This is a genomic window from Marinobacter orientalis (genome assembly GCF_004792665.1).
GTDB classification, from domain to species: domain Bacteria; phylum Pseudomonadota; class Gammaproteobacteria; order Pseudomonadales; family Oleiphilaceae; genus Marinobacter; species Marinobacter orientalis.
Genome location: NZ_SRZX01000002.1, coordinates 239953 through 263459 on the forward strand (window position 1 = coordinate 239953; position 23507 = coordinate 263459).

A 23507-nucleotide genomic window follows, 5' to 3' on the forward strand; every position below is an offset into this window, starting at 1 on the left:
GTGGCCTATCCCTTCCTTGGATTCCAGATTACCTTCTTCTCACCCTTGAGAAACGCGGCCGTTGCCTTGTAGGAGGCGATGTTCAGCAGCATAAAGTAGTAGGGTATTGAATAGATCACAGACAGCGGCTGTCCTTTCCCTTCCCGCTTGTGGCCTCTCCAGGCGAGGGCCACAAAGACAACAAGGCCCAGGAAGGCCAAGGTGTAGATACCGCGAGCCGGAGCCAGCAATATGGTGCTTATAGTCAGGGTGATCAACGGCGCGAAAGCGGTATAGCGCAGTAGTTTGTGGGAGATGAGCTGCCAGGCAAACGTCGGGGCTCGAAAGGGGCTCATCAGGTGGCGCATGTCTTTCAGCGCCCACAGGGCGCGAAGGCTGACGCGCACACGCATGCTGAATTCACTGTCGCTGTCATTCAGGGCTTCTTCTTTCAGCAGGGCCCGGGGCTCATAGACTACCCGGTAGCCCTGCGCTACCACTTTCAACGGTTGCACGAAGTCTGGCAACTGGTCGGCGTTGAGCGGCTGGTAGAGCGTTTTGCGCATAGCGTCTATGCCACCATCCACGCCAACCACGGAACCTAACCGGGTTTCCTGCTCCCGCAGCCAGTTCTCGTACTTCATGTAGGCGCTGCAGCCATCACCCACAAGTGAGCCATCTTTGTTCACATAGACCATCTTGCCGGTGACATAACCCACATCCGGGTCAGCAAAGTTGCTGCATAATTGGCTGACGGCCCGGGCATCCCACTGGGAGTTAGCATCTGAGAACAGGATGATGTCGCCGGTAGTTTCCGGTACCAGGGTGTTCAGGCCGGCGGTCTTGCCCTGCCTTGGTACTTGGCGGAACAGACGGACCGGGAAGCGCGAATCGCTTGCCACGCGTTCGATGATGTCGTCAGTGCCATCATCGGATTCGTCGGAAATAACAAGCACTTCTAATTTATCCGAAGGATAGTCCAGCTCCATTTTGTTCTGCAGGGTGCCTTCGATGTCCTCTGCCTCGTTGTAGGCTGCAATCAAGATGGACACCTTTGGCCGGTACTCGTCGCTGGCTTTTACGGGTTTTGGCCACAAGGCGGAAATTGCCCTTGCCATTAGCGGGTAACCAAAATAGATGTAGAAAAGCAGTAACAGGGACAGCCAGAACAGTGGGACTAGCATGGTAATGTGGATTCCATTCGCTCTTGTCCGGCGGTTGCCGGTGTTTCTTTTTCAAGTAGTTTCAGGTTTGTTAGCACGTCGCCCATGGCAGTAAACCGGAAGTGGCCCAGCAATTTGTCCAGCCTGTGTTCGCACACATCCAGGTTGTTGTAGTGCCGGAAGCGGGAGAACCACTTTACGTCCAGCCGTGGCTGGTCGGGGTCTACTTCCCAGGGGTGGAGGTAGAACACGAACGGCTGGCCCTGGCGGTTGATGCTGCCCAGGCCCCAGCGACTGAACCAGTAAGGGAATAGCCGAAAATAGCCGCCACCAGCGATCGGCAGGGTGTAACCCGGAAACTTCAGGGTGCTCAGGGGAAACTCGGCCAGTTCATGGCCTTTGTCGGTTGTCAATCGGTGTGGCCAACGTGGTGTGCCCGGCATGCCGTAGCGGTCGTGGTGCACGGGGAATATGGATGAGTCCCAGACAAAGCCTTCCTCGGCGAGTATATCGAGGGCCCAGCGGGACTGGCTGGTGATGGAATAACTGGCGGCACGGTACCCGGTAATGGGCTCGCCGGTGATATCTTCCAGGATCTGTTTTGAGCGCCGGGTTTCTTCGCGGAAGACTTCGGGGGTCTGGTTATAGATCAACTGGTGGCTGTAGCCATGGCTGGCCACCTCATGTCCGGCTTTCTGTATGTCGCGAACCAACTGGGGAGATTTTTCCGCCACCCAGCCCAAAGTAAAGAACGTCGCTCGTGTGTTGTGACTATCGAGCAGTTCCAGCAACCGGTGGGTGTTGGCCTCCACGCGGTATTCCATGGAATGCCAGTCTTCACGGCGCACGGCTTCTGCCAGGGCGGCCACCTGGAAGTAATCTTCCACGTCGATGGTCAGGGCGTTATCAATTTGTTCTGTCATGGTTAAAGCCTCACAGCTATCCTTGGCCAATTAGCGGAACTGATACTCTAATCCGAGCCGCGCCCAAAGCTCATCATATTCCCGGCTAGGAACATCACTGTTTTCCTGTTCGTAGCCAAGTCCCCCGAAAACACTGAGGTCACGGCTTGCCTCGTAGTCGAGACCAAGTTCGACGCTGAAGATCTCGTTATGTGAGCTATCCTCATCAAACGCTGAGTACCGATAACCGAACCCTGAATTGCCTGTAAGGCGTTCAGCGAGGGGTCTGGAATAACGCAGATTAAGTCCGACACGTTCTTCCAGCTCATCGGTTTCAAGATAATCCGACTGGCTGGCAAACACGTCGACATTCAGGCTGCTTTGATCGGAAAAGCCTTTATTGATACCTGTGGACGCGATGGTTGTTTCTACACTGATGCTCTCGTTGAGATTGAACTCAAAATCTTCAAATCGGATATCAAAACTTGATGTTCGATCAGTCAGCTCACGGGCAGCGCTGAAGTACCAGTTAGTAGTGGGGTTCAACTCCCGGGTCAGGTCTACCTCCCCCACTAACCCGTCACTCGTCCGGGAGTTACTGCCAAACTCGGTTTCGATCTCACTGACACCAATTGCCCCGGATAACGATGTGGTTGCCCACCTCTTGCTAAAGGTGGCCCGAACGGTTTCTACATCAACTTCCGCTCCAGTGTCGTACTCAGTGGCAGAATACGAGGCGCTGACACCTCCACTTAAAGTGTCGCTGAGCAGGTGAGTCCAGGCCACTGACCCAACATAGCGTTCGCTGTCGGTTTCTTCCGGTTCTTCGAACTCTGTATTCTCGTATCGGGTACTGAACGACAGTGAGTCGACGGGGCCAATTCGCCAGATATAGCGTGGGCCGGTACTGAATACGTTTTTCCGCGTTCGGTTATCGGGGGTGTCGCTCTGCGTGGTATCCTGGCTGACTTCGCGGAGATTGTTATCAAGATCCCAGAATAAACGGGGTGCGAGTTCGCACTGGCTGTCCAGATCCATATTGGCATCGGTTTCGTTATCAAACGAGTCGTCCTGCCAGATAGTGTAGCCGAGGGTACCCGCAAAACTGGCCTGACACTGCCCTGGATCCGTTTCATACCTGGCAGTCACGTAAGTCCGGCTCTCCAGATCACTATTTTCATTGTTGGCTGCCTTTCTCGCGTTATCTGTGACCCGTGCCTGTTGCCCACCGATGATCTCCAATTGAGCAAGCCCGGATACGGGAGCCACGGCAAGGGCGCCTACAAAAAGTAATAAGCTTCCGCTGTAAAATTTCCTTGCTCCAATTGTCCTATCCATTGATGACGGCTCCCACAAACTTTTCAGGGTCAAACGCCTGGGCTGCATTTTCCGCAGCGGTGGCGGTTATTTTTCCGTGTGGCAGCACCAACATCGAATAATCGCACAGCTCACCAAGAATACGGGCATCGGGCGAATCAGCTATGGGCGCTGTATCCAGCACGATGAAGCGGTCCGGATAGCGGCGCCGGACGGCCTGTAGAAACTGCTTCATACGAAATGAGGTGAAGAACTCTGCCGGTGTTTCACGCTGGCTGCCGGCGGGAATAAGCCGTAGTCGCGGAATACCCGTAGGATAGATGATTCGCCCAATGTCGTAGTCGGAGTCTTCCAGGAAATCAGTCAGGCCAGTTTCCGTAGCCAGGTCAAGCTGCGAGTGTAATGTGGGATTGCGAAGGTTGCAGTCGATAATCAGTGCAGTTTTGGACTGATCGAAGGCAAATGCAGCGGCTAGATTAAGCGCCATGAACGACGTTCCCGCGCCCTCACAGGCTCCACTAACCACCATGGTAAAATTGTTGCCGCCGGACAGCTCCAGCAGTTTGGTCCGCAGATGGCGGAAACGATTGACCAATTCCCTGTTTTTGGATTCCGGATAGATGATGCGACGTTCATCCATATCGTCGCGGGTGAGCCGTCGTGGCTCCTGCATCTTTACAATCTGTTTGCTGATTACGTACCTGTCGACAGCACCCGGGCCCAGCTCCAGGGAGCTTGGTACCAGCATGCGGGAGTCCTCCCCATGGGAAAACTCGCTGTTTCTTTCCTTATCGGAAGCGCTGCCGTGTTTCTGCAAATCGCTCGATCGTTCTCTTGCCTTAAAATCGACTGCACCGTTGTTTTTATCTAGGGGATGGGTATCGGCTTCCATCTCTTCCCTTTCCCTGTCCTGTTTTTGCTCTGTCATTAAATAACTCCCATCAGAGCAGCACCGGCAACACCGCCATAGGCAGCTACAACCAGCACAGCGCATACGGACACTGAAACCGTAAAAAAGCGGTCTTTACGTTTTTCGTAGGGCGTTCTTACATGGGGAATCTCTGCGAGTACAGGCAGGCCAATACCGTCTTCAAGCTGTTTGCGCGCCCTCACACGTGGATCTATCTGAAGCATTCCGGCTACGAGACCAAACGGGAACAACGCACCCAAAATCAGGCCTGCGGAAGCAAACAGCTCGAATTGAGGGCCCTCTGGGCCCAGGGGGTACTGGGCTGTTTCAGCCATACGAAAATTGAGGCCCTGGCCTTCGATGTCCAGATGCATGGATACACGGGCTTTTTCACGGCGTTTGAGCAGATCGTTATAGATTTGTTCGTTAACTTCCATATCTCGAGTGAGCTCGGAATATTGCGCCTTGTTTTCCTGGATGCGCTCCATCCGCATTTCCTGCTCAGCGATCAGGTTCTGGAGCGAATTAATCCGGGATTCCTGGGTACGGATATCGGCACGGGTTTTGGCCACCTCTGCACTGATGTCCTGATAAAGAGGATTGACTAGCTGCTCGCCTCCACTCGTGGCCTGATCCAGTTCTCCGCGCTGGGCTGCCCTGTCTCGCTGCCTTCTGAGTTCTGCAATCTGTTCCTTCAGTACAACAATATCGGGGTAGGTGTCGTGGTATCGCAACCGCAGTTCATCCAGCATGGTTTCTTTCTCGCGAATTCTGCGGGTGTAGGCATCTGCGGTTCTGCCCTGACTGAACATGGGCTGCACGTTCTGTAAATCAGAGTCCAGTGATGCAGCCCGTGCCATCAGTTCGGTGCGTTCCATCTCGGCAAGTTCCAGTTCCCGGCGCAGGTTTGCCATGCGGGCATTGGCCTCGCTCTCCGTTCCGTCTACATTTTCTGACAGGAACCTCTTCAGTTTTTGCTCAACATCGGCGAGGATCGACTCATAGTTTTTAACCTGTTTGTCGATAAAACCGTAAGCATTACGGCTTTCCTTGCGCTTTCTTTCCGAGTTCTCGGATATAAACAACTGCCCCAGGCGTTGGGCGACGCGGAATGCCTGCATCGACGACTCGGAGGAGTAGCCTATGCTGAAGTAGCTGTCGCCACGAGGACGCACATTCATATTGGCACGAAGCATCTCAACGCGCCGCTCTAAAGCCTCACCATCAGTCTGGTCGGCATCCGGGCCAAATATCTCTGTATCCCGGGCCACCTGTGACATTACATCTCTGGACCAGAGCATTTCCCTGGCTACCGAGGTACGTTCGCTGATTTCGGTGGTTACGGCGCTGCCTTCCATCAGTGGCCGAATGATATTCTGGTCATCCACAAATATCACAACCTGGGATTCGTACTTGTAAGGCCAAAAGAAACCGGCCGTCAGCACAGCAAAACTGACAACGGCAAATAGGACCAGGACCAGCCACTTGTGTGACCGGACCTCCCTGAACATTTCTGAAGGGATCTGACTTAGTGGAAGTGCCATGATTCTTACCTGTTAACCGATTCTGCCATTTGCGCCAAGCAGCAGCTTTGGCTGATTTTAAAAGTTCCGTTCGGGCACGGTCAGGATGTCGCCCGGCCGCATGCGGTAGTTGGTGGTTACATCGCCCTTGTTGAGAATGTCATCCAAACGAACCGGTATAGCTACCATCTTGTCGTCTACAGAGCGGTAAAGCATGGAGTTGTTGAGCTGCGCGAAGGGATTTGCCCCCCCGGCGCTCAACACCATATCCAGAACGGTCATTCCGGACCTGTGAGGTACTGAGATCGACTCATTGACGGCACCGGTGACACGAACTCGATCGCTGAATTCATGGCTGCCCATTGATGTAACGACAACGGTTACCTGGGGCTCGCGGATATAACCCGTCAGTCCCTCTTCAATTTCGGTGGCAAGTTGCTCCGGGGTTTTACCGGTAGCCATCACATCACCTATGAGAGGCATGGAAACCCGGCCGTCCGGCCGTACCGGAACACTGATACTGAGATCCTCGTTCCGCCAGACCGAGATCTGGACTGAATCTGTCGGGCCGAGCAGGTATTCATCAACACTTGTTGATGTCTGCAGGTTGAGGGCTTCGTCTATGGCTTCCTGCGAAGATGACTGGGGGCCTGCACAACCCGCAACAAACGCTACCGCAGTCAGGGACATCAGCAGCCCCTTCAGTGAATACTTCGATGACATCATTATTCCTCTCTTGTTCCGTTTTTAATTCCATGTCTCGGGGGAGAGCTGGTCCCGAAACTACCTTGATCCTTTTTTGAACAATACCACTTCCACTGTCTGAATTATAATCAATATGTCCAGTAACAGACTCTGATTTTTGATGTAGTAAAGATCGTAACGGAGCTTTTCTCGGGTATCCTCTTCATTATCTGCGTAAGCAAAGCAGAGCTGGGCCCAGCCCGTCAAACCCGGCTTGACCCGGTGACGCTCGCTGTAGAACGGAATCTTCTCGGACAGTTGCTCCACAAATACAGGCCGCTCCGGCCGCGGGCCAACAAAGGCCATCGTGCCGTTCAGTACATTGAAAATCTGTGGCAGCTCGTCGATCCGCACCTTGCGGATAAACTCCCCTACTCTGGTGACCCGGGCGTCGTTCCTGCTGGCCCAGACCGCACCGTTTTTCTCGGCGTCGGTAGTCATGGAACGAAATTTGTAGACCTTGAACACGCTGCCGTTGAGCCCTACCCGTTCCTGGCTGTAGAAAACCGGTGCCTTCAGGCCGTCCTCGATCTTGATAGCGATGGCGGTCAGCACCATCAGAGGAAGCCCCACCAATAGCAGAGTGATGGCAGCCAGTATGTCCATGGAGCGCTTGCCGAAACCGAATACAGAAGAAACGGTAAATCCGTCGGAAAACACCAGCCAGCCAGGGGTAACCATTTCCAGGGCCACTTTCCTGGATTCCCGCTCGTAAAAGCTTGCCCCGTCGACAATCTTTACGCCTTCCATCTTGCACTCCAGAAGGTCTTCCATCGGCAGGCCGTTACGGCGATCGTCAACCGCCACCACGATTTCATCAACCGGATGCTTGATGATGTGCTGATGCAATGTGCCCCGAATGTTGAGCAGGTACTCTTCGCTGATTTCCACGGGGGCACTTGGCAGAGGCACGAAGCCGGTCAGGATAAAGCCTTTGCGATTAAACGGAGTTCTGAGGTCTTCATGAATCTGCCTGGCACGAAAGCCTGCTCCCAGCACCAGTACTTTCCGTTTGAAGCTTTCCTTGCCCACGATGGCAAAAAACAGTGCGCGGGCGATGCCCAGCAGGAAAACCCCGAACACGGATGCGGTCGTCAGCACACCGCTGGCACCGATGTACCAGAACAGATCTTGTGCCAGCAGGTACGCAAAACCGCACAACGGAATGCTGATGATCAGCGCCATGATCGTACGTAGCATCATTCCCGACATGCCTTCTTCCAGGCGGGACTGATGAACACCAAGCGCTACCATCACCAGCAGGTTGATTGCCGAAAACACAATCGCTGAGGGCAGCATGAAATTCAGGTTATCGAGAAAGAAGGAAAGATCGCCGAAATAGCGAAAAAACACCGCCAACGCCAGGGCAAACGCCAGCACCAGAAAATCAATCAGGCCGAGGATAACGTATGGAAGATGGATGTAGTGCCTGAACAATCTGACGTGAGCCACGCCGACTCCTTTTGCTGCTTACAACAATAAAACAACGCATCCAGTGCGTTTACATACAGCGTTGTATGAACACCAGTGTACTGTAATTTTTTGTAACTACAATCGCCATCACCACAATCAGATCACAAACAGGCCCACAAACTCGTGTACAGGCGTGCTTTCCAGCGTTTTCTGATCCTTGCAGAGCTGATAAATCCGATCGCAGCGCTGGCCCGGAAATCGCGTCGCAAGATTGTTGCTGAATTTGTCTTCCAACAAGGGAATCCCTTCTTTTCTGCGGCGCCGATGGCCTATGGGGTATTCAACGGCAACCTTGTCCGTGCTGCTGCCATCCTTGAAGAACACCTGGATGGCATTGGCGATAGAGCGCTTATCCTCTTCCAGGTACTCGCGGGTGTAGTTTTCGTCTTCCACCACTTCCATTTTTTCGCGGATCCGGTCGATGACCGGGTTGGCTTCGTGAAAGCTGTCTTCGTAATGTTCAGCCGTCAGGTTGCCGAAGATCAGTGGCACGGCGGTCATATACTGAAGGCAGTGGTCCCTGTCCGCGGCGTTCGCGAGCTTGCCCTGCTTGGAGATAATGCGAATGGCGGACTCGTGGGTGGTGATCACAATACGATCGATCTCGTCGAGGCGGTCCCTGACCTGGGGGTGCAGGGTGACTGCCGCTTCAGCCGCTGTCTGGGCATGAAACTCGGCAGGAAAGGAAATCTTGAACAGGATGTTCTCCATCACGTAGGAGCCGAAGTCCTGGGGTAAAGAAAGCTGACGCCTGTTTTCGGGTTTGAGTTTCTGGTCCTTGTTGGTCTTGCTGAACAGAACATCGTGGAAACCCCATTGTGGCGCTGTCAGTGCGCTCGGAATACCCATCTCGCCCCTCATGGCGATGTCGGCCAGCCGCACGGCTCGGGACGTGGCATCACCCGCGGCCCAGGATTTGCGGGAACCTGCGTTGGGCGCGTGGCGATAGGTTCGCAATGACTGGCCATCAACCCAGGCGTGAGACAGCGCCGACATCAATTGCTCCCGGTTAGCACCCATCAGTTTTGCGGTGACGGCGGTGGAGGCCACTTTCACCAATACCACATGGTCCAGCCCGACCCGGTTGAAGGAGTTTTCCAGTGCCAGCACGCCCTGAATTTCGTGGGCCATGATCATGGCCTCGAGCACCTCTTTCATGGTCAGCGGCTGTTTACCTTCTGCCACTCTTTGCTGGGAAAGGTGGTCGGCTACGGCAAGAATGCCTCCCAGGTTGTCGGACGGATGGCCCCACTCCGCGGCCAGCCAGGTGTCGTTGTAGTCAAGCCAGCGGATGATGCAGCCAATATCCCAGGCGGCTTTCACCGGATCCAGCCGGAAAGACGTTCCGGGAACGCGGGCCCCGTGAGGCACTATCGTGCCTTCAACAATCGGGCCCAGATGTTTTGTGCACTCGGGAAACCGCAGCGCCAGCAATCCGCAGCCCAGTGTGTCCATCAGGCAGTGACGGGCGGTGTTCCAGGCTTCTTTGCTTTTTATCCGGTAGCCCAGGGTGTAGTCGGTAATGGTCTGAATGAGATCGTCGTAGTCGGGGCGTTCATTGAGATCAAATGTTGCTGACATGGCAAGAACTCCAGGGCATATCCGTTTGTAATACTTCAAGCCTAGCTGAAGGTTTGATACAGGCAATCACTTCAATCACTCTATTGTTATACATGTAGCTGAAAATGGTTAATTTACCCACTGTTAACAAGATAAAACTGACGGTGTTAATTTGATTTAATAAACAGACTTTCCCGTATTTCTCTGACGTCGCTCCAACTTATTGTTTGCGAGTATTTTATTTAACGTAACCCGTTTTCAGAGCCGTAATGCTACACGGTGGCCTTGCCCACCTTATCTCGCCTATAATCAGTCCGCCTTTAGTAAACAAGCCGTCAGTCAACATTAACGACATATTCATCAAATCTTCGATTAATTTTGGGAACACCAGTGAACAGCACCTCAACCGAGTCTGCAATTGCCGAATGGACCGTTATTCTGGGTGATTCCGGAGTTATCGCGGCTGACGCAGCAGATTTTGGTGCTTCCACAACAGGAACCAGTCGCTCTATTCCGGCGGTGCTCTGCCCGGAGAACCAGGAACAGGTTGCTGCCATTTTAAAAGTCGCGCAACGTTGGCAGGTCGCCGTTTACCCCGTCAGCACGGGCAATAACTGGGGCTACGGCAGTGCCAACCCGGTTGAAAACGACTGCGTTATTCTCGATCTTAGCCGGCTTGACCGTATTTCGGATTTTGATCCCGAACTGGGTGTTGTTACTGTCGGGCCCGGTGTGACCCAGGGCGCCCTGAGGGAATTCCTTGATCGCCACGAGGGCAATTACCTGGTTCCTGTGACCGGCGCCGGGCCCACCTGCAGCATTCTTGGTAATGCGCTTGAACGTGGTTACGGTATCACGCCGATTACTGACCATTTTGCGGCAGTGACAAAGATAGAAGCGATCCTCCCCGACGGTACCCTTTACCGGACGCCGCTCAGCGAACTTGGCGGTGCCGAAGTAGACGGGCTTTTTAAGTGGGGCCTCGGCCCCTATCTCGACGGGCTTTTCAGTCAGGGGAATTTTGGTGTGGTGGTCAATATGACCATCGCCCTTGCGCCAGCTCCGGACACAGTAACCGCATTTTTCTTTTCCACAAAAGACGACGCCAGGCTGGAAGCGCTGGTGCCCACCGTCAGAGCCGTGTTGCGAACGCTCGGCGGTTCGGTTGTGGCAATCAACCTGCTCAATAGCCAACGCATGCTCTCGATGATGACGCCCTTCCCGGAAGGCAAAGCCATTGACGGTGTTCTGCCTGCTCACGAAGTTGAAAGTCTGGCAAACACTCATGGCGTTCCGGCGTGGAGCGGGGTCGGCGCAATTTACGCGTCAAAGGAAGTGGCCGGGGCGGCCCGACGCACGCTACGGCGGCTTCTTGGCCCGGTAACCGACCGTCTTGTTTTTATCAACCGGCGAAAAGTTGCCGTGGCCCGCAATATTTCCCGTGTACTGCCTGGCAGACTGGCTGCACGGGTGAAAGGCATGGCGGATACGCTCTCTGGCGCCCTTGAAATCATGCATGGTACGCCCAACGATGTTGCCCTGGCGCTGGCCTATTGGCGCTCGGGTGACCTGCCAGGTGCAGGGCAACCAAAAAATCCCGCCCGTGATGGTTGTGGGCTTATATGGTTTGCGCCACTGGTCCCCATACGGGGGCAAGACGTTCGCCGCTATATCGATATGATTGAGAGAATTTGCCCGCGGTACGGCGTCAATCCGCTCATCACATTGACGACAGTAAACGATCGGTGCTTCGACTCCACGGTTCCTCTGCTTTTTGATCGCAGGGATGCGGATTCTACAGCAAGGGCCAACGACTGTTATCGCGCACTTCTGGACGCGGGGCAAAAAGAAGGTTTTCTGCCCTACCGTCTCAACATCGATGCAATGGGCATCCTGAACACCGGTGGCTCTGCTTTCTCCAGGCTTGCCAGCCAGCTGAAAGCTGCAGTCGACCCGAATTACATCCTGGCGCCCGGACGTTACGTGCCCAGGATAAAGCGTTCCGAGGTCTTATGAGCTGTAGCCTCGATACACCCGTAGTACGCCGTCAGCTGTGGTTAAAGACGGCGCTTTTTCTCACTGCGACTATCGCCATAACAGCTCCCTGAACGGGGAAGAATAAGGGCCTAAAAAATGAACACAGGGTTTGCACGTCCGGATCACACTGAAAACATAAAAAACCAACAAATTGAAGAAGACGTCAGTACCATTTTCAACTCGGCATTCAGTGTCCAGCTGGCAACCTCTCCGGAGGTAATCAACGAGGTATTCGAAGTTCGGTATCAGGTTTACTGTATCGACCGGCCTTTCGAGGATCCCGATTGCTTCGCGGATAAACGCGAGCACGATGCCTACGACTCGCGATCAGCGCATGCGCTGATCCGACACCGGATGACAGGAGAGAGCGTCGCCGCCGTTCGTCTCGTTATGGCAGGCGACACCCCGGTGCAGGCCGATTTTCCCATGGAAGCCCCGTGCCTCCATCTGATGGACCGGTATGCACAGGAAGCATTTGCAGCTGCACGCCGCGAGCAGGTCGCTGAAATATCCCGGATGGCGGTAAGCCGTGAGTTCAGGCGGCGTCTGAATGAGGATAAAACAACTTCTGGCATCAGCGATTTCGCCGGCTATAGCGATTCGGAGAATGGCAAACGTGCCCTGCCTTATATCAGCTTGGGAATTTTTGCCGCTATTCTCCAGATGTCTGTCAAACATGGCATAACCCACTGGATGGCGGTTATGGAGCCGGCACTGCTGCGCGTGCTGAAGCGGTTCGGTGTGGAATTTGATCATGTGGGACCCGTGACGGAGTATCACGGCCGCCGCCGCCCTGCCTTCACGGAGGCAGCGTCACTGATTGAGGGCATAAGGAAGCGTCGCCCGGATGTCTGGTCGCTGATTACTGATGACGGGCGATACCTGCCGGCGAAACCGGCTACCGCTTATAAGGCAATTGAAAAGGAAGTTGCCTGACCCCTCGCCTGACGATACTGAATTGTCCTGCTGAAAAAAGAAGCCCCCGCTTATTGGCGGGGGCTTCTTTTATATCAGCATGTTATCTGAACATTATCTCTGTTCAAATGTTACGCTGTTGCTGCTTTTTTCCTGCGCGACAGACCAAGTCCGGCAAGGCCCAGGCCGAGCAGTGCGAGAGTGCCTGGCTCAGGTACGCTAACTGGTGAAGACGCGATTTTGAACCGGGTCCGGAAACTGTTTGTTGTCTCCTCTTCAGTCAGAAGGCCGACACAATCGGCAGGAGCGCCCGCTACGCCACAGGTTGTTTCTCCCAGTTCTGCCAGGTTCTCCAACTCAAGGAACACGGTGTAGGTGTAATCGTCAATGGTGAAAGCTGGTGCAGCAATTTGGAACCAGCCATTCTCATTAACCTCAGCACCCTCCAGGTTGTCGATGGTAAAAATGTCATCACAGGGGATTCCATTTGAAGTCCCCTCGCATGGCGAACTGTTCGGAGTTTCCCTGAAGGAAGTCGCGAATGTGAGAGTAGGCAGGTTCGCGACATCGCCAGTATCCGGACTTGCTGCGGTCAGCATTAGGGAGGTACTCAGGTCGAAGCCGGTCAACGCAGCATAGGTGTCACTTATAACATTGTTGTCGTGAGTGAATGTACCGCCCTCTACGAATTCACCATTGGTAATAAGGCCGCTTGTCTCCGATACATCAGTGATCGCGACAGACGACCGATCATCAGCGTCAGTACCACCCCACGACAAACTTTGGTCATTTATATCCTGGGTGCCGCCTCCATCACTAAAGGTAGAATCGGAGAACACGTTGGTAGTGCTATATCCCCAGTCGGTGATCTCAACCGCACTGGCAGATGCCGCGCCCAGCGCAAAGGGCAGAACGAGTGTTGATAGAAGCGTTCTTTTAAGTGCAATGTTCATAGTTATCTCTCCATGATTTTATCGTGAACGCTGCAGTTTGCATTGAAGCAAGAAACTCAGCGGTACGTGTTTAAGAGCACCATCCATGCCATGTATTGAAAATCAAAACCTTTCAGCGACTTAGAATTAAAATCGAATTGATTTTGCGTCCCATGTGTAAGTATCTTCGACATCCAGGGAGAGCGGGTTGGTCAGTTCAGGCGTCATGTTCATAAAAGCGGTACATTTAAATAGCCTAGATCAATTAAAAGGATATTTAAATAGATCGTTTTATACAAATCCGGGGTTGTTTACCCCATTCAGATAGCAGACTCATCTCAGTGGGCGTAAATTATACTGACACCTGGAAAGTTCAAGTATTCAGAAACCTGACACCCGAACGTAAAAAGCCCGGAGAATGGAATTCTCCGGGCTTTTGTTCGAAATTTGAAACCTTACGGAATCAGAAGCTCCCGCCGGGCACCCTCACCCAACCTTCCATGAGCACACGGGCACTACGGCTCATAATGGCCTTGGTGGCGGTCCAATGGCCGTTCACCTGGCTGGCCTTGGCCCCCACCTGCAAGGTGCCGGAGGGATGGCCGGAGGTGGGAAGAGTTACCGATCCAACAAATCGTCTATTTCAACCCGCAAAGCTTTCGCAAGTGCGCTGAGAACCTTTGTTGAACCAGTCTTGGCGCCAGCCTCGATCTGCGAGACATAGGACTTCCCAATGCCGGCTTCTGTTCCTAAAGATTCCTGAGTGTAACCGCGATATTCCCTCCAAACCTTCAGAGGGTGTTCCTCTCCCAATACGAGCCGCCTGGCAATGGCAGAAGGAATGCTCTCGTCCTCTTCAGCCAAAAGCTCTGCGCTGGCTGCATCAGCATCCTGGATATCGCGTGCCTCCTGTGCCATCTCCAGCAATTCCTGGTACTCGGCATAGGGAATGACTGCGTATTCAGGTTTTCCTGACTTTTCTATGATCTGTACGCTCATTTATAAACATCTCCTCTGGCACCGACCTTCAGCACCAGCAAAATCAGCTCGCCATTATCAAAACTGCAAATCGCTCTGTATCCACCCTGACGAAGACGCCAGTAAGGCTTTCCTTTCATAGGCTTCCAGTCGCCCTGATAGTTCTCCGGGTCCAGAGCAATAACTTCAAGTCCGGACATTAACCGTTCTGCAATTGGCCTGGGAGCCTTCCTCAACGCTTTAAGTGCGGATTTTTTGTATTTCAGGGAGTACATGAGAAAAGTTTACGGTTGAGTTTACCAACAGTCAACATGAAAGATATGGATTCAGCTGGATTGTCGGATTACGCCTTCGGCTAATCCGACAAAACCAAACCAACCAATTCCCCAAACCTGCCCCTACAGCGCAAACGAATCCCCGGGCACCCTAACCCAGCCCTCCATGAGCACCCGCGCACTACGGCTCATAATGGCCTTGGTGGCGGTCCACTGGCCGTTCACCTGGCTGGCTTCCGCGCCTACCTGGAGGGTACCGGATGGGTGTCCGAAGGTAACGGAGGTACGGTCTCCACCTCCGGCGGCAAGGTTCACCAGGGTTCCGGGAACGGCAGCTGCGGTGGCGATGGCCACGGAGGCGGTGCCCATCATGGCATGGTGAAGTTTGCCCATGGACAGGGCCCGCACCAGCACGTCTACCTCCCCTGCCCCGATATTCCTGCCGCTGGACGAAACGTAATCCGCCGGTTCCGCCACAAATGCCACTTTCGGTGTGTGCTGCCGGCTGGCTGCTTCGTCTACATGCCTGATCAGCCCCATCTTCAGTGCGCCGTGGGCACGTATCCTCTCGAATGTGGCCAGGGCGTTTTCATCACCGTTAATGGCATCCTGAAGCTCTGTGCCTTTGTAGCCGATGTCTTCGGCATTAACGAAGATGGTGGGAATGCCTGCGTTGATCATTGTCGCCTTCAGAGTGCCTATACCGGGCACTTCCAGGTCGTCTACCAGGTTGCCGGTGGGGAACATGGAGCCTTCGGCATCGGCCGGGTCCATGAATTCGACCTGGATTTCCGCCGCCGGGAAGGTCACGCCATCGAGTTCGAAATCACCGGTTTCCTGTACTTCGCCGTTGGTGATGGGGATGTGGGCGATGATCGTTTTTTTGATGTTGGCCTGCCAGATGCGAATGGTGGCAGTACCGTTTTCGGGGATACGCTCTTTGGCGACGAAGCCACCGTTAATGGCAAAGGCACCTACTGCGGCGGTGAGATTGCCGCAGTTGCCGCTCCAGTCGACAAAGGGTTTGTCGATGGACACCTGGCCGAACAGGTAGTCCACATCGTGGTCAGGCTGCGTAGGGGCTGCCAGGATAACGGTTTTGCTGGTGCTGGAGGTGGCACCGCCCATACCGTCGATCTGCTTCTGGTAGGGGTCCGGGCTGCCTATGACGCGGAGCAGGAGTTTGTCGCGGGCTTCGCCCGGGGTTTGTGCCGGCTCCGGGAGGTCCTGCAGGCGGAAGAAGACGCCTTTGGAGGTGCCACCTCGCATGTAGGTGGCGGGGATTCTGATTTGGGGTTGGTGGGGCATGGGGGGTACCTTTTAAATTGGTTTCGGGTTGGGAGAGGTTGTCGGATTACGCCTTCGGCTAATCCGACCTACGGGGTAAGGAGTTGTCGGATTACGCTTTGCTAATCCGACCTACGGGCTACGCCAGAGTTGGCGACGAGCCCTCGTAGGTTGGATTAGGCCCGAAGGGCCGTAATCCGACACATCAATGGGATTGGGGCCTGACCCCTCGGGGTCAGACCCCTTTACGCCGCACCCTCCGATTGGAGGAAATCCTCCGCGAATCGCTGCAATACGCCGCCAGCCTTATAGATTGACACCTCTTCCGCGGTATCCAGCCTGCAGATCACCGGCACACGTTCGGTATCGCCGTTCTTGCGATGGATAACCAGGGTGAGTTCGGCGCGGGGCGAGGGTTTACCCTCCACATCGAAGGTTTCGGTGCCGTCAATTCCCAGTGTTTTGCGGGTGGTGCCCTCTTCGAACTGCAGTGGCATCACGCCCATGCCCACCAGGTTGGTGCGGTGGATGCGTTCAAAGCCTTCCGCCACAATCGCTTCCACGCCGGCCAGTGCTACGCCCTTGGCGGCCCAGTCGCGGGAGGAGCCCTGGCCGTAATCGGCGCCGGCGATGATGATCAGTGGCTGTTTGCGTTCCATGTAGGTTTCGATGGCTTCCCACATGCGGGTGACCTTGCCTTCCGGTTCGATCCGCGCCAGCGAGCCCTGCTTCACATTGCCGTTTTCGTCCCGCACCATTTCGTTGAACAGTTTCGGGTTGGCGAAAGTGGCGCGTTGGGCGGTGAGGTGATCACCACGGTGGGTGGCGTAGGAGTTGAAGTCTTCCTCCGGCACGCCCATTTTGTGCAGGTATTCACCGGAGGCACTGTCCATCAGGATGGCATTGGACGGCGACAGGTGATCGGTGGTGATGTTGTCCGGCAGCACTGCCAGAGGGCGCATGCCCTTGAGGGTTTTCTCACCCACCATGCCACCTTCCCAGTACGGCGGGCGACGGATGTAGGTGCTCTGGGGGCGCCAGTCGTAGTTCGGGTTGGTGTTGGCCTGTGCGTCCCGGGTGATGTCGAACATCGGAATGTAGGTGCTGCGGAACTGCTCCGGCTTGACGCTGGATTTGACGATGGCGTCGATTTCCGCGTCGTCCGGCCAGATGTCTTTCAGGGTGACGGGGTTGCCGTCATTGTCGTAGCCCAGGGCATCTTTTTCGATGTCGAAGCGGATGGTGCCGGCGATGGCGTAGGCGACAACAAGCGGTGGCGAAGCCAGGAACGCCTGCTTGGCGTAGGGGTGGATCCGGCCGTCGAAGTTCCGGTTACCGGACAGCACGGCGGTGGAATAGAGGTCGCGATCCATGATTTCCTTCGCGATCTCCGGATCCAGGGCGCCGCTCATGCCGTTGCAGGTAGTGCAGGCAAAGGCCACCACACCGAAGCCGAGTTGTTCCAGTTCCGGCAGCAGCTTGGCCTCTTCCAGGTACATTTTCACAGTCTTGGAACCTGGCGCCAGGGAGGTTTTCACCCAGGGCTTGCGGGTCAGGCCCAGCCTGTTGGCGTTGCGGGCGATCAGGCCGGCAGCCACCATGTTGCGGGGGTTACTGGTGTTGGTGCAGCTGGTAATGGCCGCGATGATGCAGGCGCCGTCCGGCATCTTGCCTTCTTCCTTCTCCCACTTGCCGGCAATGCCACGCTCGGTCAGTTCGGAAGTGGGCAGATGCGCATGAGGGTTGGAAGGGCCAGCCAGGGTGCGGGTGACCTTCGACAGGTCAAACTTCAGCACGCGCTCGTATTCGGCGTTTTTCATGCTGTCGGCCCACAGGCCGGTTTCCCTGGCGTAGGTCTCAACCAGGGCAATCTGATCATCTTCACGGCCGGTCAGCTTGAGATAATCAATGGTCTGGCCGTCGATATAGAACATGGCCGCGGTGGCGCCGTATTCCGGGGTCATGTTGGAGATGGTCGCGCGGTCGCCCACGGTGAGGCTGTCGGCGCCTTCGCCGTAGAATTCCAGATAGGCACCGACCACCCTTTCCTTGCGCAGGAATTCGGTGATGGCCAGGACCATATCGGTACTGGTGATACCCGGCTGCAGCTTACCGCTCAGCTCCACACCAACGATGTCCGGCAGGCGCATCATCGAGGCACGGCCCAGCATCACGCTTTCGGCTTCCAGGCCGCCGACCCCGACGGAAATAACGCCAAGTGCGTCCACCATCGGGGTGTGGCTGTCGGTACCGACGCAGGTGTCCGGAAAGGCAACGCCGTCACGGGCCTGAACCACCGGCGACATCTTCTCCAGGTTGATCTGGTGCATGATGCCGTTGCCCGGAGGAATCACGTCCACGTTCTTGAACGCGGTCTTGGTCCAGTTGATGAAGTGGAAGCGGTCGTCGTTGCGGCGGTCTTCGATCTCGCGGTTCTTTTCAAAGGCGTCCTTCTCGAAACCGGCGTGCTCAACTGCCAGGGAGTGATCGACGATCAGCTGGGTGGGAACAACCGGGTTTACCTTCGCCGGGTCGCCGCCCTTCTCCTTGATGGCGTCACGCAGGCCGGCCAGGTCTACCAGGGCCGTCTGGCCGAGGATGTCGTGGCAGACAACCCGCGCCGGATACCAGGGAAAGTCGAGGTCACGCCTGCGTTCGATCAGCTGCTTGAGGGAGTCCGTCAGCATCTCCGGATCGCAGCGGCGAACGAGTTGCTCGCCGAGGATTTTGGAGGTGTACGGGAGTTTGTCATAGGCGCCGGGCTGGATGTCTTCCACGGCCTGGCGGGTGTCGAAATAGTCCAGGTCGGTGCCTGGGAGGGGTTTGCGGTAGTTTGTGTTCATGGGCGTTTGCTCGTGATCCTTTGGTGTCGGATTACGGCTTCGCCTAATCCGACCTACGTTTGGCCAGGGGTCAGACCCCGGAGACCCTACATTTGTTTCGACGTTCCGCAGCCGTAGGTGGATTAGCCGAAGGCGTAATCCGACAAACAGGCACGTACCAGTCTTCTCAATCGCGCTGCTCAATCGGCACCCACTCCGAATGCTCAGGGCCGTTGTAGTCGGCGCTGGGGCGGATGATGCGGTTGTTTTCGCGCTGTTCTTTTACGTGGGCAGTCCAGCCGGATACCCGGGACATCACGAAGATGGGGGTAAACAGTTCGGTGGGGATGCCCATGAAGTGATAAGCAGAGGCGTGGAAGAAGTCGGCGTTGCAGAAGAGTTTCTTCTCGCGCCACATGACTTCTTCGCAGCGTACCGATACCGGGTACAGCACGGTGTCGCCAACCTCTTCGGCGAGTTTCTCGGACCACTTCTTGATAATGGCGTTGCGCGGGTCGGACTCGGTGTAGACGGCGTGGCCGAAGCCCATGATTTTCTCTTTGCGCTCCAGCATGCCCATGAGGCCTTCTTCGGCTTCATCCGGGGTCTTGAACTTCTGGATCAGCGCCATGGCGGCTTCGTTGGCGCCGCCGTGCAGCGGGCCGCGCAGGGTGCCGATGGCACCGGTCACGCAGCTGTGGATATCAGACAGCGTGGAGGCGCATACGCGGGCGGCGAAGGTGGAGGCGTTGAACTCGTGCTCGGCATAGAGAATCAGCGACACGTTCATCACCCGCTCGTGCAGCTCGTTGGGCTTTTTGCCGTGAAGCAGTTCGAGGAAATGGCCACCGATGGAGTCAACGTCGCTGGCGGTATCGATTCGTATGCCTTCGTGGGCGAAGCGGTACCAGTAAGTGATGATGGTCGGGAACAGGGCCAGCATGCGGTCGATCTTGTCGTCCTGCTGGCTGAAGTCGGTTTCGGTTTCCAGATTGCCCAGCACGGAGCAGCCGGTGCGCATGACGTCCATTGGATGGGCGTCTTTGGGGATGTGTTCGAGCACGGATTTCAGGGCGTCCGGCAGTTCCCGCAGGCCTACCAGTTTTTTCTTGTAGTCATCCAGTTCCTGCCGGTTGGGCAGCTTGCCGCGCAGCAGCAGGTAGGCCACCTCTTCAAACTGGGCGTATTCGGCCAGGTCGCTGATGTCATAGCCGCGATAGGTCAGCCCGGTGCCGGACTGGCCAACGGTACACAGTGCTGTTACGCCGGCAACCTGTCCGCGAAGGCCAGCGCCGCCGGTTTTTTTTGATTCAGCCATGGTGTTTCTCCCCCTTTGTTTTGATTTGGGTTGTCGGATTACGCTTCGCTAATCCGTACCTACATTGTTTGGTGCTTTGGGCTTTGTTGTCGGATTACGCTTTGCTAATCCGACCTACGGTTTGGGCCTTGGGTTTTGGTGTCGGATTACGCTTCGCTAATCCGACCTACGGTTTGGGTCCCGGGTTTTGGTGTCGGATTACGCTGCGCTAATCCGACCTACGGTGCGGGTTCCGCCTGGGCATTTGTAGGTCGGATTAGCGCAGCGTAATCCGACACGGTAACCCAAACATTCTGCCCTCTCATGCGTAGGTCGGATCAGGCCCCTCTGGGCCGTAATCCGACAAACCGGCTTATCCCTTCTTCTGCTGAAACAGCTGGTCCAGCTTCTGCTCAAAGTCGTGGTAGTTCAGGAAATCGTACAATTCCATCCGCGTTTGCATCAGGTCAACTACGTCTTTCTGATCACCCTTCTCGAGGATGTTTTCGTACACCTGCAGCGCCGCTTTGTTCATGGCGCGGAAGGCGCTGAGTGGATACAGCACCATGTCGGCGCCGGCGTCGGCCAGCTCCTTGCGATTGTACAGGGGCGTGGCGCCGAATTCGGTGATGTTGGCCAGTATCGGGGCGTCCAGAGCTTCGGAGAAGGCTTTGTAGTGTTCCAGTTCAGTGACCGCTTCGGCGAAGATGCCATCGGCGCCGGCTTCAATGCAGGCTTTGGCGCGTTCGATGGCAGGTTCAAGGCCTTCTTTCTGGAAGGCGTCGGTGCGGGCCATGATGAAGAAGTCGTCGTCTTCGCGGGCGTCCACGGCGGCCTTGATACGGTCGACCATTTCTTCCTGGGATACGATTTCCTTGTTGGGGCGGTGGCCGCAGCGTTTCTGGGCGACCTGGTCTTCAATGTGAACCGCCGCAGCGCCGGCGCGCTCCATTTCCTGGATGGTGCGGGCGATGTTGAAGGCGCCGCCCCAGCCGGTGTCGATGTCGACCAGCAATGGTACGTCGGTGGCTGCGGTGATGCGGCGGACGTCCTCAACCACGTCGTTCATGGTGGTAATGCCCAGGTCCGGCAGGCCGTAGGAGGCGTTCGCGACGCCGCCGCCCGACAGGTAGATGGCCTGATGGCCGACCTTTTCCGCCATCATCGCGGTGTAAGCGTTAATGGTGCCTACAATCTGCAGCGGGTGGTTGTCTTTCAGGGCCTTGCGGAAGCGGGCGCCTGGGGATGGTTTTTTGGACATGGTGTTGGCCTCGTTGATTGTCGGGTTTGTTTGTCGGATTACGCCTTCGGCTAATCCGACCTACGTTATCGGGTTTCTGCCTTTTGTTTGTTTGTCGGATTACGCCTCCGGCTAATCCGACCTACGTTACAACGTTTCTGCCCTGGCATTTGTAGGTCGGATTAGGCAGAGCCGTAATCCGACATGAGTCGTTGCGCTGCGCGCAATTGTCAGATCGTCAGCACTCCTTCCCGGATCTTTTTTTCGATGTTCCGGCGTGCGGCGTTGATGTGGCGTTTCATCAGGAACTCCGCCAGTTCGCCGTCGCGCTGGGCGATGGCTTCTGCGATTCTTCGGTGCTCCCCCAGGGCCATATGGGGCCGGCCGGAGGAGGTGCTCAGGCGATAGCGGTACATCCTGACCATATAGTAAAGATCACCCAGCAGCATTTGTGCGAGTTTTGTGTTGCGGCTGCCGGTGGCGATGCGGTGATGGAAGTCGTAATCGCCTTCTGCCTGGTAGTAAGCCTGGCCCTGGGCCTGTTCGATCATCTGCTCGTGGCTGTCCAGGGTAGCCTGAAGGTCAGCGATTTCTTCATCGGTCATGCGCTCGGCGGCCTGTCGCGCGGCCAGGCCTTCCATGGTTTCGCGGATGCGGTACAGCTCCAGGAGTTCCTCGGCGCTTACGGAGACCACTTTTACCCCGGCATGGGGCCGGCGAACCAGTAAGCCGCGGGATTCGAGGCGACCAAGGGCCTCCCTTAACGGGCCACGGGTCAGGTTGAAGCGGGAGCAGAGTTCCACTTCACCGATTTTCTCACCGGGAACCAGGTCACCTTTTACGATGGCCGTTTGCAGACAATCGAAGGCTTCGTCGGCGCGGGTGTAGGTCTGGATGGCAGCTTCGGACATGTTTTGTCAACAATAGTGACTGTATTGATCCGAAATTTACGCCCAAGGAGAGGGATTGTCAACAATCTATAGACCAAAGAATAACCAATTGTTGACATGGCACCATTATTTGCCCAATAACTCCCCCACTGCCCGTAAATTGCTGACGTGGTCACACAGGGTTTTGATGATCATCAGTACCGGTGTTGCGATGATGAGTCCCACCGGACCCCAGAGCCAGCCCCAGAACAACAGACCGATAAAGATCGCTACTTCGTTGAGGCTGGAGACGCGACTGGTGAGCATGGGCAGCAGCAGGTTTCCCTGGATGCTGGTGATTACCAGCGAAACAGCGGCGATGAGCAGGGCCATATCGATGGCACTGAACTGAATGAACGCAGCCACACCGGCACCTACCATCACCAGAAATGGCCCCAGATAAGGCGCGACACTGGCTATTCCTGCAACCACGCCCCAGAAAATTGGCTGCTCCATCCCCAGTAATAAAAACGCCAGCCAGGTGAAAAACCCTACAAACACAGCGCTCAGCAGCATCACAAACAGGAAGCGCCGCACCTGGCCATGAAACTCGTTCATGATCCGCGCCGCCTTGCGCATGTGATGGAATGAAGGCCCGGACAGCCGGACCACTTTGCGTTTATAGAGCCTTCCCGCCGCAAGCATGAAATACACCAGTAACAATGCAGAAAAAACCTGCGAAACGATCACCAGTATCGTCGATGATCCCTCCATCAGGAATTTACGTAAACTGAAAGGCTTGTCCACAACCCTGACTCGCATCACGTCAGGCTCGTCGGACTCCTTTTCGTCGTCCTCCGCACTGTCCTCGATTTTCTTGGCCACATTCTGAGCCTTTTCCACGACGCCTTCCTCGTCCGGGGTTGAGCGCGCTTCAGCGCGCCGGAACTGCTCGATTGCCCACGGCGCCTTGTCCAGTATGGCTATGGTTTCGCGCTTCAGCGGGATACTCGCGACGGCGATGGTAGCCACCAGTATGGTCAACACGAATGCCGCGCCAAGGGGGCGGGGAATGCGGAATTTTTCCAGCCAGGACACTGGTGGATCCAGGGCGTAACTGATGAGTATTGCGCCGACCAGGGGCACCAGAACCGCCTGGGCCCAGGAGATGAAATACAGCACCGCAACAGAGGTGAGCAGGATCATGGCGGTATTGCGAACATCCACCCTCTGTATGAGGCTGTGTTCAGGCACACCTTCCGGCTGCAATTCCCGCTTTTCCAT

The 23507-nt window shown here is 55.6% G+C and carries 19 protein-coding genes and 1 pseudogene; 2 read left to right on the forward strand and 18 right to left on the reverse strand.

Annotation, left to right across the window (positions count from 1 at the left end; all coding sequences use genetic code 11):
• Positions 1-5: 5 nt before the first annotated feature.
• The 8 genes from DIT72_RS09365 to prpD form a co-directional block, all read right to left on the reverse strand.
• Positions 6-1163 carry a glycosyltransferase family 2 protein gene (locus DIT72_RS09365; protein ID WP_135954978.1) on the reverse strand — a complete coding sequence of 386 codons (1158 nt, stop codon included), beginning with the start codon at positions 1161-1163 and terminating at the stop codon, positions 6-8.
• Positions 1157-2065 (reverse strand): XrtA system polysaccharide deacetylase, encoded by a 909-nt coding sequence (locus DIT72_RS09370; RefSeq protein WP_135954979.1) that lies wholly within the window; start codon positions 2063-2065, stop codon positions 1157-1159. The genes DIT72_RS09365 and DIT72_RS09370 overlap by 7 nt, the downstream gene beginning before the upstream one ends.
• Positions 2066-2095: 30 nt before the next feature.
• Positions 2096-3415, reverse strand: coding sequence for an outer membrane beta-barrel protein (locus tag DIT72_RS09375; protein ID WP_228260774.1), 1320 nt, complete (start codon positions 3413-3415; stop codon positions 2096-2098).
• Entirely contained in the window at positions 3375-4289 is a 915-nt protein-coding gene (locus DIT72_RS09380) for a P-loop NTPase family protein (protein ID WP_228260775.1), read from the reverse strand. The genes DIT72_RS09375 and DIT72_RS09380 overlap by 41 nt, the downstream gene beginning before the upstream one ends.
• Complete coding sequence (locus DIT72_RS09385; protein WP_135954980.1) at positions 4289-5815, reverse strand: XrtA system polysaccharide chain length determinant; 1527 nt, start codon at positions 5813-5815, stop codon at positions 4289-4291. The genes DIT72_RS09380 and DIT72_RS09385 overlap by 1 nt, the downstream gene beginning before the upstream one ends.
• A gap of 57 nt (positions 5816-5872) precedes the next feature.
• Positions 5873-6520, reverse strand: coding sequence for an XrtA/PEP-CTERM system exopolysaccharide export protein (locus DIT72_RS09390; RefSeq protein ID WP_228260776.1), 648 nt, complete (start codon positions 6518-6520; stop codon positions 5873-5875).
• A 57-nt stretch (positions 6521-6577) separates the two neighbouring features.
• Positions 6578-7990 carry a TIGR03013 family XrtA/PEP-CTERM system glycosyltransferase gene (locus DIT72_RS09395; RefSeq protein WP_135954981.1) on the reverse strand — a complete coding sequence of 471 codons (1413 nt, stop codon included), beginning with the start codon at positions 7988-7990 and terminating at the stop codon, positions 6578-6580.
• Positions 7991-8107: 117 nt separating this feature from the next.
• Positions 8108-9592, reverse strand: coding sequence for a 2-methylcitrate dehydratase (gene prpD, locus DIT72_RS09400; RefSeq protein ID WP_135954982.1), 1485 nt, complete (start codon positions 9590-9592; stop codon positions 8108-8110).
• 369 nt (positions 9593-9961) lie between these two features.
• Here prpD and DIT72_RS09405 point away from each other — a divergent pair, with 369 nt between their 5' ends.
• Together DIT72_RS09405 and DIT72_RS09410 are read left to right on the forward strand one after the other, a co-directional pair.
• On the forward strand, positions 9962-11587 hold the full coding sequence (locus DIT72_RS09405) for an FAD-binding oxidoreductase (protein WP_135954983.1): 1626 nt from the start codon (positions 9962-9964) through the stop codon (positions 11585-11587).
• A 117-nt stretch (positions 11588-11704) separates the two neighbouring features.
• Positions 11705-12544: a PEP-CTERM/exosortase system-associated acyltransferase gene (locus tag DIT72_RS09410; RefSeq protein ID WP_135954984.1), complete on the forward strand. Its 840-nt coding sequence runs from the start codon at positions 11705-11707 to the stop codon at positions 12542-12544.
• A 110-nt stretch (positions 12545-12654) separates the two neighbouring features.
• Here DIT72_RS09410 and DIT72_RS09415 read toward each other — a convergent pair whose 3' ends face one another.
• The 10 genes and pseudogenes from DIT72_RS09415 to DIT72_RS09460 form a co-directional block, all read right to left on the reverse strand.
• A complete protein-coding gene (locus DIT72_RS09415) occupies positions 12655-13476 on the reverse strand; it encodes a THxN family PEP-CTERM protein (RefSeq protein WP_135954985.1) in 822 nt (273 codons plus the stop codon).
• Positions 13477-13918: 442 nt separating this feature from the next.
• Positions 13919-14059 (reverse strand): annotated as a pseudogene (locus tag DIT72_RS09420) (PrpF domain-containing protein); the annotation flags it as partial.
• A 14-nt stretch (positions 14060-14073) separates the two neighbouring features.
• Positions 14074-14454 (reverse strand): helix-turn-helix domain-containing protein, encoded by a 381-nt coding sequence (locus DIT72_RS09425; RefSeq protein WP_135954986.1) that lies wholly within the window; start codon positions 14452-14454, stop codon positions 14074-14076.
• On the reverse strand, positions 14451-14708 hold the full coding sequence (locus DIT72_RS09430; protein WP_135954987.1) for a type II toxin-antitoxin system RelE family toxin: 258 nt from the start codon (positions 14706-14708) through the stop codon (positions 14451-14453). Before DIT72_RS09430 ends, DIT72_RS09425 begins: the two co-directional genes overlap by 4 nt.
• Before the next feature lie 123 nt (positions 14709-14831).
• Positions 14832-16016, reverse strand: coding sequence for a 2-methylaconitate cis-trans isomerase PrpF (gene prpF, locus DIT72_RS09435; RefSeq protein WP_135954988.1), 1185 nt, complete (start codon positions 16014-16016; stop codon positions 14832-14834).
• Between the two features lie 224 nt (positions 16017-16240).
• Entirely contained in the window at positions 16241-18838 is a 2598-nt protein-coding gene (acnD, locus tag DIT72_RS09440) for a Fe/S-dependent 2-methylisocitrate dehydratase AcnD (protein WP_135954989.1), read from the reverse strand.
• Positions 18839-19004: 166 nt separating this feature from the next.
• A complete protein-coding gene (prpC, locus tag DIT72_RS09445; protein WP_135954990.1) occupies positions 19005-20135 on the reverse strand; it encodes a bifunctional 2-methylcitrate synthase/citrate synthase in 1131 nt (376 codons plus the stop codon).
• Between the two features lie 352 nt (positions 20136-20487).
• Positions 20488-21375: a methylisocitrate lyase gene (gene prpB / locus DIT72_RS09450; RefSeq protein WP_135954991.1), complete on the reverse strand. Its 888-nt coding sequence runs from the start codon at positions 21373-21375 to the stop codon at positions 20488-20490.
• Between the two features lie 209 nt (positions 21376-21584).
• Entirely contained in the window at positions 21585-22265 is a 681-nt protein-coding gene (locus DIT72_RS09455) for a GntR family transcriptional regulator (RefSeq protein WP_135954992.1), read from the reverse strand.
• A gap of 105 nt (positions 22266-22370) precedes the next feature.
• Positions 22371-23507, reverse strand: coding sequence for an AI-2E family transporter (locus DIT72_RS09460; RefSeq protein ID WP_135954993.1), 1137 nt, complete (start codon positions 23505-23507; stop codon positions 22371-22373).

Bases quoted from the DNA above. Each gene is read 5' to 3' on its own strand.
- prpB (WP_135954991.1), bottom strand. From the start codon at position 21,375: ATGTCCAAAAAACCATCCCCAGGCGCCCGCTTCCGCAAGGCCCTGAAA.
- DIT72_RS09410 (WP_135954984.1), top strand. From the start codon at position 11,705: ATGAACACAGGGTTTGCACGTCCGGATCACACTGAAAACATAAAAAAC.
- DIT72_RS09415 (WP_135954985.1), bottom strand. From the start codon at position 13,476: ATGAACATTGCACTTAAAAGAACGCTTCTATCAACACTCGTTCTGCCC.
- prpF (WP_135954988.1), bottom strand. From the start codon at position 16,016: ATGCCCCACCAACCCCAAATCAGAATCCCCGCCACCTACATGCGAGGT.
- DIT72_RS09455 (WP_135954992.1), bottom strand. From the start codon at position 22,265: ATGTCCGAAGCTGCCATCCAGACCTACACCCGCGCCGACGAAGCCTTC.
- DIT72_RS09385 (WP_135954980.1), bottom strand. From the start codon at position 5,815: ATGGCACTTCCACTAAGTCAGATCCCTTCAGAAATGTTCAGGGAGGTC.
- DIT72_RS09370 (WP_135954979.1), bottom strand. From the start codon at position 2,065: ATGACAGAACAAATTGATAACGCCCTGACCATCGACGTGGAAGATTAC.
- DIT72_RS09425 (WP_135954986.1), bottom strand. From the start codon at position 14,454: ATGAGCGTACAGATCATAGAAAAGTCAGGAAAACCTGAATACGCAGTC.
- acnD (WP_135954989.1), bottom strand. From the start codon at position 18,838: ATGAACACAAACTACCGCAAACCCCTCCCAGGCACCGACCTGGACTAT.
- DIT72_RS09390 (WP_228260776.1), bottom strand. From the start codon at position 6,520: ATGATGTCATCGAAGTATTCACTGAAGGGGCTGCTGATGTCCCTGACT.
- DIT72_RS09460 (WP_135954993.1), bottom strand. From the start codon at position 23,507: ATGGAAAAGCGGGAATTGCAGCCGGAAGGTGTGCCTGAACACAGCCTC.
- prpC (WP_135954990.1), bottom strand. From the start codon at position 20,135: ATGGCTGAATCAAAAAAAACCGGCGGCGCTGGCCTTCGCGGACAGGTT.
- prpD (WP_135954982.1), bottom strand. From the start codon at position 9,592: ATGTCAGCAACATTTGATCTCAATGAACGCCCCGACTACGACGATCTC.
- DIT72_RS09430 (WP_135954987.1), bottom strand. From the start codon at position 14,708: ATGTACTCCCTGAAATACAAAAAATCCGCACTTAAAGCGTTGAGGAAG.
- DIT72_RS09365 (WP_135954978.1), bottom strand. From the start codon at position 1,163: ATGCTAGTCCCACTGTTCTGGCTGTCCCTGTTACTGCTTTTCTACATC.
- DIT72_RS09380 (WP_228260775.1), bottom strand. From the start codon at position 4,289: ATGACAGAGCAAAAACAGGACAGGGAAAGGGAAGAGATGGAAGCCGAT.